Origin of the sequence: Chloracidobacterium sp. D (assembly GCF_018304685.1) — a bacterium.
Classification (GTDB): Bacteria; Acidobacteriota; Blastocatellia; order Chloracidobacteriales; family Chloracidobacteriaceae; genus Chloracidobacterium; species Chloracidobacterium thermophilum.
The window spans coordinates 404,434-417,552 of the sequence record NZ_CP072634.1 but is presented as its reverse complement, the minus strand read 5'-3'; the positions used below and the strand labels follow the sequence as shown (position 1 = coordinate 417,552).

General features: G+C 60.9%; 12 protein-coding genes and 2 tRNA genes. 5 read left to right on the top strand and 9 right to left on the bottom strand.

Translation table 11 applies throughout. The features are described from left to right. Position 1 precedes the first annotated feature (1 nt). Positions 2–601 carry a shikimate kinase gene (locus J8C01_RS01750; RefSeq protein ID WP_211432180.1) on the top strand — a complete coding sequence of 200 codons (600 nt, stop codon included), beginning with the start codon at positions 2–4 and terminating at the stop codon, positions 599–601. A 45-nt stretch (positions 602–646) separates the two neighbouring features. After that, positions 647–723, top strand: a tRNA-Met gene (locus J8C01_RS01745). A 70-nt stretch (positions 724–793) separates the two neighbouring features. Here the strand turns inward: J8C01_RS01745 and J8C01_RS01740 are convergent. The 5 genes from J8C01_RS01740 to J8C01_RS15485 all read right to left on the bottom strand — a co-directional run bounded on the left by J8C01_RS01740 (position 794) and on the right by J8C01_RS15485 (position 6,800). After that, entirely contained in the window at positions 794–2,746 is a 1,953-nt protein-coding gene (locus J8C01_RS01740; RefSeq protein WP_211432179.1) for a tetratricopeptide repeat protein, read from the bottom strand. Next, on the bottom strand, positions 2,743–4,695 hold the full coding sequence (locus J8C01_RS01735) for a tetratricopeptide repeat protein (RefSeq protein WP_211432178.1): 1,953 nt from the start codon (positions 4,693–4,695) through the stop codon (positions 2,743–2,745). The genes J8C01_RS01740 and J8C01_RS01735 overlap by 4 nt, the downstream gene beginning before the upstream one ends. Further along, positions 4,692–5,210, bottom strand: coding sequence for a hypothetical protein (locus tag J8C01_RS01730; RefSeq protein WP_211432177.1), 519 nt, complete (start codon positions 5,208–5,210; stop codon positions 4,692–4,694). Before J8C01_RS01730 ends, J8C01_RS01735 begins: the two co-directional genes overlap by 4 nt. Before the next feature lie 56 nt (positions 5,211–5,266). Further along, positions 5,267–6,610 carry a tRNA (N6-isopentenyl adenosine(37)-C2)-methylthiotransferase MiaB gene (gene miaB, locus J8C01_RS01725; protein ID WP_049787444.1) on the bottom strand — a complete coding sequence of 448 codons (1,344 nt, stop codon included), beginning with the start codon at positions 6,608–6,610 and terminating at the stop codon, positions 5,267–5,269. A 64-nt stretch (positions 6,611–6,674) separates the two neighbouring features. Next, positions 6,675–6,800, bottom strand: coding sequence for a hypothetical protein (locus tag J8C01_RS15485; protein ID WP_256444027.1), 126 nt, complete (start codon positions 6,798–6,800; stop codon positions 6,675–6,677). 17 nt (positions 6,801–6,817) lie between these two features. Between J8C01_RS15485 and J8C01_RS01720 the strand changes: the two genes are divergently transcribed. From J8C01_RS01720 to J8C01_RS01710, 3 genes are all read left to right on the top strand, one after another. Then, a complete protein-coding gene (locus J8C01_RS01720) occupies positions 6,818–8,542 on the top strand; it encodes a S41 family peptidase (protein WP_211432176.1) in 1,725 nt (574 codons plus the stop codon). A 78-nt stretch (positions 8,543–8,620) separates the two neighbouring features. Further along, complete coding sequence (gene ruvB / locus J8C01_RS01715) at positions 8,621–9,655, top strand: Holliday junction branch migration DNA helicase RuvB (protein ID WP_014098851.1); 1,035 nt, start codon at positions 8,621–8,623, stop codon at positions 9,653–9,655. A gap of 50 nt (positions 9,656–9,705) precedes the next feature. Then, positions 9,706–9,780, top strand: a tRNA-Asn gene (locus J8C01_RS01710). 353 nt (positions 9,781–10,133) lie between these two features. Here J8C01_RS01710 and J8C01_RS15280 read toward each other — a convergent pair. The 4 genes from J8C01_RS15280 to dapF all read right to left on the bottom strand — a co-directional run bounded on the left by J8C01_RS15280 (position 10,134) and on the right by dapF (position 13,080). Then, positions 10,134–10,193, bottom strand: coding sequence for a hypothetical protein (locus J8C01_RS15280; RefSeq protein ID WP_371821099.1), 60 nt, complete (start codon positions 10,191–10,193; stop codon positions 10,134–10,136). A 185-nt stretch (positions 10,194–10,378) separates the two neighbouring features. Then, a complete protein-coding gene (locus J8C01_RS01700) occupies positions 10,379–10,567 on the bottom strand; it encodes a DUF433 domain-containing protein (protein WP_014098849.1) in 189 nt (62 codons plus the stop codon). A 358-nt stretch (positions 10,568–10,925) separates the two neighbouring features. Beyond that, entirely contained in the window at positions 10,926–12,119 is a 1,194-nt protein-coding gene (locus J8C01_RS01695) for an NAD(P)/FAD-dependent oxidoreductase (RefSeq protein WP_211432175.1), read from the bottom strand. A gap of 70 nt (positions 12,120–12,189) precedes the next feature. Next, complete coding sequence (gene dapF / locus J8C01_RS01690) at positions 12,190–13,080, bottom strand: diaminopimelate epimerase (protein WP_211432174.1); 891 nt, start codon at positions 13,078–13,080, stop codon at positions 12,190–12,192. Positions 13,081–13,119 lie beyond the last annotated feature (39 nt).

The window sequence follows — 13,119 nt, the reverse complement described above, 5'->3', positions numbered from 1 at the left end:
CATGGAGCGTACACAGCAGGCGTCAGACATAACCGGCATCATCTTTCTGGTTGGTTTCATGGGGTCTGGGAAGACGACCGTTGGGCAGCACCTGGCCGCCCGCCTCGGTGGACGCTTCATTGACCTGGACGAGCGGATTGCCCAGGCAGCCGGCCGCTCCATCCCGGAACTGTTCCAGACGGAGGGAGAAACCGGTTTTCGTCAGCGGGAGCACGCGGCGCTTGTTCAGGTGTGCGCTGCACTGCGTCAGGATGACCTGCTCTGGAATATCGTTGCCCTTGGGGGCGGAACGTTCACGCGGCCTGAAAACCGGAACTACATTCGCCAGACCGGATGCAGTGTCTGGCTCGATGTTCCGTTTGACATCCTGGCCACGCGCGTGGTGCCGGACGGCCGCCGCCCTCTGTGGACCTCTGTGGATGAAGCCCGGTTGCGCTATGAACAGCGCCGGGCGGACTATGCCCAGGCTGACATCCGCGTACCGGTAGGAACCGCGCCGCCGGAACAGGTCGCAGAGGATGTCCTTCAGGCGCTGTCTGCTTTCCAGAGTGCAAGCACCTCAAAAAGCTTGACAACGCAACCGGGAAACAGCTACGAATAGCGACTGCCTTGGTTGGCCTTCTGACACAACCAGGCAACGACTTGCCGCGGGGTGGAGCAGTCCGGTAGCTCGTTGGGCTCATAACCCAAAGGTCACGGGTTCAAATCCCGTCCCCGCATCCATTCCAAGCCCTGCCGCCGTGCAGGGCTTTCGTCTTTTCAAGACGGCTGCCGACCGGGTGGGCAATGGAGGTCAGGGCTGTGAGGCGGCCTGCTGCCTGGCTTTCTCCAGCCACGCCCTGATAAAAGGTTTGTCAGGTGCAAGCTCGGCAGCAAGGCGCAGTTCGCGTTCGGCAGCCTTGGCATCGCCAGTTTCGAGCAGCAGGATACCGAGCTGTGCATGGGGGACGGGTGCCAACGGCAACAACCGTACCAGACGACGATAGACCTCTATGGCGGCATCCCGCTCACCAATTGTCAGCAGGGTTTCCCCAACGACGAAGAGCGGCTGAGGCCCTTCCGGTGCATAGCGCAATGCGGTTTGGGCTTCTGACAAAGCCGCCTCCCGTTCTCCGAGTGCCGCCAGAACGTGCGCATACAGGGCGTGGATCAGCCCCCATTCACCAGAGGGAAGCACCAGATACGGTGGCTCCCTGACAAGCATGCGCTCCAGACGCGCCCGCGCGGGCTCGAAAGCGTTGTCCTCGATGTCGAGGGTCGTCAGCATGATGTTGGCCGAAATGGAACGCGGTTCCACCCGCAATGCCTGCTCGTAGAAGGCCCGTGCCTGCTGTGGCTGGTAGCGAACGAGGGCATCTCCAACGTTGACGTAACCAATCGGGTGCTGTGGATCGGTTTCGATGAAGCGGCTGAACAATGTGTAGTTGTCGCGCCAGTCAAGATTGCGCTGCGCCGTGCGATACACGTAACTTCCCACCAGGCTGGCCACAACCAGAAGGAGACACAGCCGCGTGACTTCAGCCCGCAGATGCCAGTGCCGGGATGCCCCCATCCGGGCTTTGAGCCGGGCTTCCAGCCAGAGGGCATGGCTCCAAACCAGCCACACAGCATAACCAAGGGCAATGGCATAGCCAACTGACGGGACATACAGCCAGCGTTCCCCAACCAGCATGCCCAGCGGAATTGGCACATTGCTCACAACAGACAAGGTGATGAACCAGAACCCAATGGCAAAGGCCACGAGAGGGACCCGTCGCCAGGTGAGCCACAGGGCGGCCACCAATCCGGCGTGGAGCAGCAGTCCCAGCAACTTCCATTCGTTCCAGTCGGGAATGACCGGGATATTCGTGCCGTCGTACTGCGGACGCAGCGGGTAGCCGACCAGCAGCAGGCGGTACCAGATCAACCCAACCTCCAGCATGATGATGGCTCGCTGCCAAAGCGTGTAACCAGCCAGTGTTACCACTCCAACTCCTGGCATCTGGGCAGTGCCTTCACCAGCCAGGGAACGCAACCAGAAGTACGGGATGAGGGCCGCAGCCAGCACCCAGAAAGAGGCTGTCACCTTCCACAAAGAGCGCAGGCGTGCGGTCAGCGCACCGCGGAGAAAACAGCGCCGCCGCGCGGCCAGGACTTCAGCCAACCACAGGGCCGCCGGCAACGTCACCATGTTTTCCTTGGAGAGCAACGCCGCGAGATAAGCCACGGCTGCTGCGCCGCGCCAGACCCAAACCTTGATCCGGTGACGTTTTGCCCGCCGCGCTGCCACCCACGCCCACCACATCAGCCCGCCAAACAACATCCCTAACAGTTCGCTGCGCCCGACGACATTGGCCACGGCCTCGGTGTGAACCGGGTGTACGGCAAACACCAGCGCCGCCACGCCGGCAATGCCCGGTGCGACGCGGTAACAGCGGAGCAGGCCAAACAGCAGTGCAACATTGGCTGCATGCAGCAGCACGTTGGTCAGGTGATACCCCAGGGGTGCCAGCCCCCAGAGGGCATACTCCACCGTGAAGGTGACGATGGTGAGGGGACGATAGTTACCAACGCCACCGGATTTATGGCTCCAGTACCCCTTGGTGAACAGCCACGGTATCTGCCGCCAGTCGGTAATGTAGGGATTGGTCTGGACGATGCTGATGTCATCATAGGCAAAGCCGTTGGCCAGCGTGTTGGCGTACACCAGCAGGGCCAGCGCAACCACAGCGATACCCATCTGGCGTGGTGAAAGCGATGTCTTCACGGTGATGTGTTCAAGACCGAATGCTTTGGTGATGATCGGGTCGTCGAAGGGAGCTTTTCCTGAGCGCGTCGTTGACGGACAAATTCCAGCCTTGCCCGCAGAGCTTCACTATCAGGTACTAGCTGCAACCCCTCCAGCAACACAGCTTCGGCTTCGGCGTAGCGTTCCAGCTCGATCAGCACCGTGGCGAAGTTACTGTAAGCCCGCCCGTGATCGCGGTCGTGAAGGGTGAGCTGACGAAAACCCGCCAGCGCCGCCTCAATCTGCCCGGCCTGCAAAAAGACCTGACTGGTTTCAAACAGCACCTTCAACGAGGTTGGTGACTGGCGCGAAGCAATCCGGGCATGCTCGAGCGCCAGGGGAAGGTCTCCGGTCAAAGCAAGGGCTTTGGCATACAGGGCGTGCCACTCCGCCCATTCCCCGGCTGGCGTCGGCAGGTTGGGCGGCTCCTGCGCCAGCAGCGCCGCCAGACGGTCACGGGCTACGGTAGCCTTGCCTTCCCGCAAATCAAGCTCAGCCAGACTGCCCTGCGGCGACAGAAAGACCGGGTCCAGTTCAAGGGCCGCTTCCAGAAGCTGGCGTGCGCGCACCGGATCGATCGTCATAAGTTCGTGGCCAAGTATCATGTAGCCCGAAGGGTTGTTCGGCGCCGTAGCCACCAGGCTTTCAAAAATCGTGACGCTGTTTCGCCAGTCAGGGTTTCGCCACACGGTGACAACACTGTAGAACACGAGCAGGCTGGTCATACCAACCAGCGTCCCCAGCCGCAGGGCACCGCCAGCGCGAACACCCCACAACGCCGCTATGGACACCAACAGTACGGCGGCAACGGAAGGAAGATACAGCCACCGCTCGGCAAGCAGTGCTCCAATTGGCAACACGACATTGCTCGTGACAGACAAAGTGATAAACCAGAACACAACGGCAAACGTCACAAGGGGGGCGCGGCGGCGATATGCCAGCGCCAGACCAAGCAGGCTGGCCGTGATAGCAAATCCCACAATGACGCGCCACTGAAGGTTTGGGGTCAGGTCAAACTCCCGAATGCTGTAAAATGCCTGTAAGGGATAACCAATCAACACAAGGCGATACCAGGTCACACCGACCCCGGCCATGATGATGCACCGCTCCCACAGGCTTCGCCCGGTCAGCGGCACATGGCCTATTTCAACCTGCTGCTCAACCCCTTCACCGGCCAGCGTCCGCAGCCAGAAATACGGTATCAGTACAACCAGAAAGACGATAAACGGCCAGGCTGCTTGCCGAACACCCACGCGACGGAACCTTCCGGCAAGCCACTCACCGGCGAATAGTGCCGCCGGCAGCACGATCATGTTTTCCTTGGAAAACACTGCGGCCAGATAGGCCACGGCAGACACCACCCGCCAACCCCATCCTTTGAGGCCCCCCTTACGCCCCTGCAACCAGGCCCACCACATCAATCCGCCAAAAAACATGCCCAGCAACTCAGCCCGCCCGACGATATTCGCCACGGCTTCGGTGTGGACGGGGTGCACGGCAAACAGCGCGGCCGCCAGGCTGGCCAAGCCAGCGGCAACCCGGTAGCGCCTCAACAGGTAAAACAACCAGGCGACATTGGCAGCATGCAGCAGGATGTTGACCAGGTGATACCCGGCCGGACGTTCCCCCCACAACTGGTACTCCACAGCAAACGTGCTGACGGTGAGAGGGCGATAGTTGCCGCCGCCGCCAGTGACATGGCTCCAGTAACCGCGCCGCCACAATGCCGACCAATCCATTCGGTGAACACTTGGATTGTTGACGATGGTGGGAACATCGTCGTAGGCAAAAGCATTGCCCAGGGTGTTGAGATAGACCGCCACCGCCAGACTGATGAGCAGGACAACAGTGCGCCGTGGTGATGGGAAGACAACTGACTGGTGCCAACGACTCCACCAGGCGGAAGTCTGGAAAGGTACGGCGGTCATGACTCCAACCGGCCGGCCGGCGGGCGCTGGCGTGTGGTCTGAACGAACGTCGGGCGCACCGCCCCGGCCCCTAATGCCTCAACGGCTTGCCGGACCTCCTCCAAAAACTGTTGCCGGGCGCGCCGCCGCGCCCGTACCGGTACGGCTTGCAGATGCTGTTCGATAACCAGACACATCCGCTGCCAGGCCGTCTCAAAGGCGTCGGCCACCCGTGGAAGCTGTGAAATGTCGTACGGCACGGCAACAGAAGTCACGCCCAGCCTGGCAAACACGGCCAGGTAGCGGGCGGTGGCCAAATCCGGGCAGCCCAACCGTCGCCGTCCGACCTTCAGCTCAATACCCAGCAGTGTGTGCTGAATCTGCACGACCGGTGGCTGGCGACACGGCGTGCGAAACAAGTCGAAGCGTCGCGTGCGTTGGCTGAGCACCATCTGTTCATAGAGCTTTGGCAACGTGCCGTCGCCAAGCGCCCGGATGATGTCGGCCTGCCACTGCCGGCGTGCGTCCTCGGTCATCGTCCTGTCCTACGGCCTGCCAAGACACGCCTTCCCTGTTCGTCGCCCCGTGGGTGTCATGCCGCCGTGGCGACCGGGCGATTTTCCGGCAACGCGGCGCCTTCGGCATAGAGCAGGTGCGGTGTGGCGTGTGCGATGTTGACGGTGTAGAGACCGGGCCTGGGGGCAACTGTCCGGGGCACGAGAACGGTATGGTTCCCACGGGTGTGGCCCTGCATCAAATCCCCATCGTGGGCCGGGCCTTTGACGAGCACCTCGACCTGATGCCCCACCCATCGCCGGTAGTTGATGAGGCTCCAGTGCTTCTGGCGCTCGATGAGTCGCATCAGCCGCGCCACCTTGACCGCGTGCGGAATGTCATCGAAGTGCCTGGCGGCCGGCGTTCCCTCCCGTTCGGAGTAAACGAACATAAACGCCATGTCGAACTGCACCGCATCATAGAGGGTCAGGGTTTCTTCAAAATCGGCTTCCGTTTCGCCTGGAAAACCGCAGATGATGTCGGTCGAAAGCGTGGCTTCCGGCAACTGCGACCGGATTGCCGCAATGCGTTCGAGGTAATACTCGCGCGTGTACTCCCGCGCCATCCGGCGCAGGGTCCGGTTTGAGCCAGCCTGTACCGGCAGGTGAATGTACTGGCACACCGCGGGCGTCTCCGCAATGGCGGCAATGATGTCGTCCGTAAAGTTGATGGGATGGCTCGTGATGAAACGCACCCGTGGGATGCCAATCTGCCCGACCATCCGCAGCAACTCGGCAAAGGAAGGAAAGCCCGGCAGCAGCTTGCGGTGCGGCCCCAGCCCCGGCTCCAGCCCGTAGCTGTTGACATTCTGCCCCAGCAGGCTGACTTCCACCACGCCGGCATCCCGCAGGGCTTCGACTTCCCGCAGAATATCCGCTGCCGGCCGCGACACTTCCGGGCCGCGGGTGGTCGGGACGATACAGTAGGTGCACTTGTGGTTGCAGCCGCGTGTGATGGCCACGTGGGCGGAAAGGGCGCCTTTTGGCGGCGGCGGCGCGTAATCACGCAGTTCATCCCGGAAGGCAAAGCTTTGAAACCTGCCCTGGCGAAGTGCAGGGATGAGATCGGTCAGGGCGCCGGGTCCGAGCATAATGTCCACGCCGAATTTGGCCCCCATTGCCTGTCCTTCGGGCAACTGAGCCAGACATCCCATCAGTGCCACCGTCACCGGTCGGCGCTTTTTCTCCTTGCGCAGTGCACCGAGCAGGGAGCGGGCTTTCTCGACCGGCTTGCCGCGTACGGCGCAGGTGTTGAGCAGCACCAGGTCAGCCTCGTGAATGTTGTCCACGAACGAGTAGCCCACCCCGGCCAACTGGGACTGAATGGCATGGGTGTCATACTCATTCATCTGACACCCAAGCGTGATGACGCAAGCTTGCATAAGACGAACGACCTACCCTTGGCAGCACGGATAAGGTTTGACTATAGCGCGTAGGGCAGGCTTTTCAATGACCGTTCGGGTCAGCAACTTCCAGCCAGGGCTTGACCCGTGGCGAGTAACGTCCAACAATGAGCGGCGGTTTGCCTGACGACTTGCCGCTGGCGCGCGGGTCGTGTCTTCTCAACTTCACCCACCCCAGATATGCCTATGAAGTCTGTTCCTCGCACCCCATCGCGGTTGGCTGCCGGTGTCATGAGTTTGGTTTGTGTCACGTGTCTCACCGGATTCCCGGTGCTTGTCGGGGGAAGCGGACGCGGCCTCGTCCAGGCCCAGGAAGTCGAGTTTGGACTTGGCCCGGAACCCGGCGATGTGTGGAAAGGCAAGGCCGTGACTACGGCCTACGTCGAAGCCCTGACGCTGGCCGAGGAACACTATGCCGGGCCGATTGACCACGAGCGGCTCTGCGATGCAGCCGCCACCGGCATGCTGCGGACGCTCGACCCACACTCCAACTTCTTCACCCGCGAAGAATTCAATGAGTTCCGCAGCCAGCAGCAGGCCAACTACTCTGGCATCGGCTCGCTCATCACGCAGCACGGCAACAAGGTCTATATCTGGTCGCCGATTGCCGACACGCCAGCCTACCGGGCGGGGCTGCGCTATGGAGATGAAATCATTGCCGTGGATGGCGAATCCACTGAAGGTTGGGATGTCTCCAAGGTACGCTCACGGCTCCGGGGGCTGCGCAGCACGGCCGTTACGGTTACGGTCAACCGCCCCGGCGAGCCATCACCGATCACGGTGCGCATCGTCCGCGACTCCGTAGGGCAACCTTCGGTATCGAACGTCTTCATGCTGACCCCGGAAGTCGGCTATCTGGCCTTCCGCCGTGGCTTCGCGCAGGCCAGTGGGGAGGAAGTCGCGGCTGCCGTCCGCCAACTCAAGGCACGGGGTGCCAAGGCTATTGTCTTTGACCAGCGCGACAACCCTGGCGGACTTGTGGACGCCGCCCGTGCCATTGCGGAGCTGTTTCTCGCCCGTGGTCAGAAAATCGTCAGCATTCGGGGAAGAACGCCGCGCGGCCTGACCTACGAAAATGCCCTGACTTCCAACAACCCCACTCCAGAGGACATTCCCCTGGTGGTACTCATCAACGGTGGCAGTGCCAGCGCCGCAGAAATCCTGGCTGGTGCGCTTCAGGATCACGACCGCGCACTGCTTGTTGGCGAGACCACCTTTGGCAAGGGCCTGGTCCAGACGCCCTACCGCCTGCCGGACGGGTACGGCCTTACCCTGACTTCGGCCAAGTATTACACCCCAACGGGCCGCCTCATCCAGCGGCGCTACGACAATGTTTCGCTCTACGACTATCAGCGCCGCCGCTCACGCACGGAAGCCACGGGCAAGGATGGGCTGACGAAATACCTCACTGACGGCAAGCGTACTGTTTACGGCGGTTTGGGCATCACGCCGGATGTCGAGGTCAAAGGCGAAACCTACACGCTTGCCCAGGGACAGCTCACGAGCCTGACCTTTTTGTTCGGCCGCCTGCTGGCGAACGGGCAGGTTGAAGGTTTTGCCCAGTACCGTGTGCCGCGTGACGTGGACTACAACCACACGCTCCAGGACAGCGACTACCCCATCACCGACCAGCTTCTGGCGGCCTTCAAAGCCTTTGCCCAGCCGCGTCTCCAGGAATTTGGCATCGCGCCAACGGCCCTTGTAGGCAATGACGCCTTTTTGCGGCAGCAACTCCGGCGCGAAATTCTGACCGCAGCCTACGGCTTCGACACGGCGCAGGAAGTCATTATCCGGGAGGAAGCGGTTGTCAAACGCGCCATTGCCGAAGTCCCACAGTCACGGAGCTTGGCGGAGAATGCGCGCCGGCTGATGCCATCGCCATTGCGCCCCACAAACAGCTTCAAGAACTAGCCGCCAGGCCAGCCGCCAGGGATGATGAGAGGACAGTGATGGACACGCCAAGTCATGTCGTCTGCTGACCGAACTTCCATGCGGCGCCTTGTTGCGGGTGAAACGGACGGTGAAGAACGAAACCTCGAGTCTTCACTGCGTCCGCGCCGGCTGCGCGACTACATTGGACAGAACCGCGCCACGGACAACCTGGCGGTCTTTCTGCAGGCGGCCCGCCAGCGGGGCGAGCCGCTTGATCACCTGCTGCTGTGCGGCCCACCGGGGCTGGGCAAAACGACTCTGGCGATGATCGTGGCCCATGAGATGGGGGTCGAAATCAAATCCACGGCCGGCCCCGTCATTGAAAAATCGGGCGACCTGGCGGCGCTGCTGACCAACCTTCAGGAAGGCGATGTGCTGTTTATTGACGAAATCCACCGCCTGTCGCCGGCCATCGAGGAAATTCTCTACCCGGCCATGGAGGATTTTCAGCTCGACATCGTCATTGGACAGGGACCGTCCGCGCGCTCCATCAAGCTGGATTTGCCACGCTTTACGCTCATCGGCGCGACCACCCGCGCCGGTCTCATTACAGCTCCGCTGCGGGGGCGTTTCGGCATCAACTTCCACCTCGATTTTTACACGCCGGAGCAGTTACAGCAGATTGTGCTGCGTTCGGCCCGGATTCTGGAGACGCCGATTGACGAAGCCGGCGCAGCGGAAATCGCCCGCCGGGCGCGTGGCACACCCCGGATTGCCAACCGCCTGCTGCGGCGGGTTCGGGACATTGCCGAAGTTATTTACGATGGGTGCATCACGGCGGATGTGGCGGCCGAGGCGCTGGACCGCCTGGAAGTGGACCGGTTTGGGCTGGACGAAGTTGACCGCAAGCTGCTGTTGACCATCATCGAGAAGTTTGATGGCGGCCCCGTCGGACTGGGGACGATTTCAGCCGCCATCAACGAAGAAAAGGATGCCATCGAGGAAATCTACGAGCCGTATCTGCTCCAGATTGGCTTTCTCAACCGGACGCCCCGCGGCCGGGTCGTTACGGGCGCGGCCTATGCCCACCTTGGCGTAGCACACCGTTTCCGCAGCGCAACCGCCCAGACCCCGCTCTTTGGCGAGGAATGAACAAAAGCATTGACAAGCCGCGATGAGGTCGCTACAAGACTGACTTCCGTTCCTCAGTAGCTCAATGGCAGAGCATTCGGCTGTTAACCGAAGGGTTGTAGGTTCGAGTCCTACCTGAGGAGCCACCTTTTTCAAGCCGCAGAATTCTGGCGGGCCGTACACTGTGCAAGACCCCCTTGGGAGCGCCCAACGGGGTCTTGCTGTTTTGGGTGAGTCCACGCCGCCTATACCCACCCGCCCCTTGCCCTGCGCTTTCGGCTGCCGTTTTTCGCTTTTCCTGCTTTTCCCGACGTCAGAACGGAAAACTGTGGAATTGGTCAAGTATCCCAAGGTTCGCAGCTATTGAACTTGACCATGGAGCTATTTGCCGACACGACGAATGCGCAATGTCCCTGGCGTGATGACCGTAAACGAATGTGAAAGTTCCGGCAGATGCTCCCTGACTGCCAAGCGACTACCTCCGCTTTGCGAACAGGTGTCAGCCGGCCAGACGAATCAGCACCACCCCGTGGATGTTAAGTCCCTGACGAAATACCATCTCACCGAAATCCTTGTCTGCGGTCAATAACAATGCTGTTTTCCTGATTCGCCAGGTTCAGGACAGCCTCATCGGGCATCCCTGGCCCAACTCGGCAATGTACAAAACCCGACGCCCCTCCTGCCGCAGGTGTTCGACAACGAGGCGGTCAACACTTTCGTCAGCCAAAAAGTTCATGCGGGCGTTCAGCCAAGGGGATATACCACATCGGCGCGCAGTGCATCTCTGGCAAATACCAACGCTGCCAAAACGGCTTCGCGAGTCAATTGCGGATGCGCCTCAAGAATCTGCCCTATGGTTTCACCCGCTGCCAGTTTCTCCAGGATGAGTTCGACGGTGATGCGTGTTCCTGTAATGACAGGCTTGCCCATCATGACCTTTGGATTTGTACAACCCACTGCCTCTGCATATTTTTCATCTCCACATTTGGCAATACTTGACTTGAGCAAGGGGCTATGCCTCCAGTGCAGACAAGTGCACCACATCTCCATAATCCCCGACATTCTTTGTCTCGAAAAGCGGGTTTGAATCCTTGCTCCGCTCTCTACTCAATCCGGTTTGCTTTTTCCATTTTGGCCTTTGAGATAGCCCCTTGTTGTCGGTTTTTCTGAATCCAACGGTGCCGGCTTCTGGAAACAGCGACTCACCGCCAACGGAAAGAGACTGGACGGTGCAAGCCCCAACGCCGGGATACCGTGACGGGCGTTGACCACTTTGTGCCGGAAAGGTGCTTCAGGCCGCCCGTGGATAATCCACCGTGTGCAGGGTCAGCTTCGGGGCGCGCCAGGCCGAAGGCGCCACGAAACTGCGCAGCACACGCCCCTTCAAGGTGACATAATCCACGTCACCCGCCAGCGCCTGCTGCATGATGCTGACAACGCCGCCGTGCAGCGTCGAAAGCTGAAGCACCCGGTCAATGACGGACGCGCCCAGCATCGAGCCACGGTAAAACTTCGGCAGCCGACGTGAAGCCTCCGTCAGGTCAGCTTCAAACGCCTTCCGCCACCGCTGCTCATAACTCATAGCCTCCCCGGCAATGAGGGATTGCCCAAGCAACTCCGCCGAATGCAGCGCATAGAAAATACCCTCGCCCGTAATCGGGTCCACAAAGCCGGCCGCATCCCCCACGAGTGCCCAGCCATCGCCAACCACCCGATTCGTCTTCCATGACGCGCGCCGCAACATCGGCACCCGCGCCGCATACCGGACCCGTTCGCGCGGCAACTCGCCCTGCCGATGCCAGCGGACAAAGGCATCGAGTTCCTCCCAGAGCTTCGGCAGTGGATACTCGCCACACTGATTGATGATGCCGTAGGAAATGTGGTCAGGGCGCGGAAAAGCCCAGACGTAACCGGTAAAATGGCGTGGAAAGGCCACCACCGCGCGCGGGACACCGGCTGCCGGGACGTAATACCCACAACACATGGCCTGGTCGGCGTCGGGCAGCCGCCGTCCGAGTACGCGCCGTACAAAGCTCGTACAACCATCCGCTCCCACGACAAAATCCGCCTTCCAGCGGTCGCGGCCGGATTCAACCTGCCACGTATGCACTTCCCGGCGCAGGTTTGTCACCCGCAGCGGAATGAAATCCGCCCCAGCTTCCGTGGCCCGCGCCAATAGAAGTCCATTCAGGTTCCGGCGCGAAAAAATCTGAAAAGGGGCATCGCCCAATGGAAAGGTCACACTCCGTCCGCCAGCCGAAATAATCTCAATTTCCTGAATGTCCTGACGCGGAAAACGGTCTGCCTGCCCGGTCAGAAAACCAAACTGGCGCAGTGCCTTGGCCGTCAGGCCGCCGCCGCAGGGTTTTTCCCACGGGCCGCCGTGGGCATCGTACAACCGCACCCGCGCACCAGCCTGCGCCAGGTTGTGAGCCAGCATCGAGCCGGCCGGCCCCGCACCAACAATGGCAACGTTGAACGTCATGGCTTCAAACGTACACTTTCTCACTTTTCTTCCAGTGTACCGAACAGCCTGCCGGACCTGCCAGGTTCGTTTACGCATCGGCTGACGCATCGAGATCAGGCAGCGCCCAGGCGACCTGTCCGATGTAATGTGCGCTTCCGGTCAGCGTGACTTCTCCACTGGACGCATCCCAGGCGACTTCGAGGCTGCCCTGTTCTGTCGCCACCGTCACCTGCCGCTCGACCAGGTGTTTCAGCATCGCCGCAACCGCCGCTGCACAAGCTCCGGTTCCCGAGGCAGCCGTGCGCCCGACGCCCCGTTCCCAGAAACGGGCTTCCAACGTGTGCCGGTCAAGCACCTGCACGAACTCGACGTTCGTCCGGTTTGGAAAGGCCGGATGCCGTTCAAGCTGTGGACCCAGCAACTCAACCGGCGCGGTATCGAGGCTGGAAACCAACAACGTGCAGTGCGGATTGCCCATGGACAGAACCGTGGCCCGCACCGTCTCTTCCCCCACATCCAAAGCGACATCCACCAACGGCGGATGAAGTCCCGGCTCTGCCCGGAAAGGAATTCGCCCGGGGTCAAACACCGGCATTCCCATCTGAATGGCACAGCGGGTTTCAAGTCCTTCGGCAGCGAGAAAGCGGACAACGCGCACGCCAATATCGGTCATGACGCGCAACTCGCGCTTCTCCCAGTTCGTGACGCGCCGGATGCAAGCTGCAACGCAACGCAGTCCGTTACCGGACATTTCCGCCCGCGATCCGTCGGCATTCCAGAGCACCATGCGATAATCGGCATCATCCGAAGTCAGGGCTTCAATACCGATGACACCATCCGCGCCGATTCCCTGGTGTCGGTGACACAGCTTTGGCACAAAAACTTCCAGATGCTTCAAAAAAGTATCCGCGGCCGGCTGGCCAAGCGGGAAAACGAGAAAGTCGTTTCCCAGTCCGTGGAGTTTGTGCAGGATGAGCAAGTCGGTTTTCCTTCCTTTGATTTGGGTGCGTTATGGCGC

What these genes read in the sequence shown, in the direction of transcription:
- J8C01_RS01730 (WP_211432177.1), bottom strand. Translation starts at nt 5,210, where the DNA reads ATGACCGAGGACGCACGCCGGCAGTGGCAGGCCGACATCATCCGGGCG.
- ruvB (WP_014098851.1), top strand. Translation starts at nt 8,621, where the DNA reads ATGCGGCGCCTTGTTGCGGGTGAAACGGACGGTGAAGAACGAAACCTC.
- J8C01_RS01695 (WP_211432175.1), bottom strand. Translation starts at nt 12,119, where the DNA reads ATGACGTTCAACGTTGCCATTGTTGGTGCGGGGCCGGCCGGCTCGATG.
- miaB (WP_049787444.1), bottom strand. Translation starts at nt 6,610, where the DNA reads ATGCAAGCTTGCGTCATCACGCTTGGGTGTCAGATGAATGAGTATGAC.
- J8C01_RS01700 (WP_014098849.1), bottom strand. Translation starts at nt 10,567, where the DNA reads ATGATGGGCAAGCCTGTCATTACAGGAACACGCATCACCGTCGAACTC.
- J8C01_RS01750 (WP_211432180.1), top strand. Translation starts at nt 2, where the DNA reads ATGGAGCGTACACAGCAGGCGTCAGACATAACCGGCATCATCTTTCTG.
- J8C01_RS01735 (WP_211432178.1), bottom strand. Translation starts at nt 4,695, where the DNA reads ATGACCGCCGTACCTTTCCAGACTTCCGCCTGGTGGAGTCGTTGGCAC.
- J8C01_RS01720 (WP_211432176.1), top strand. Translation starts at nt 6,818, where the DNA reads ATGAAGTCTGTTCCTCGCACCCCATCGCGGTTGGCTGCCGGTGTCATG.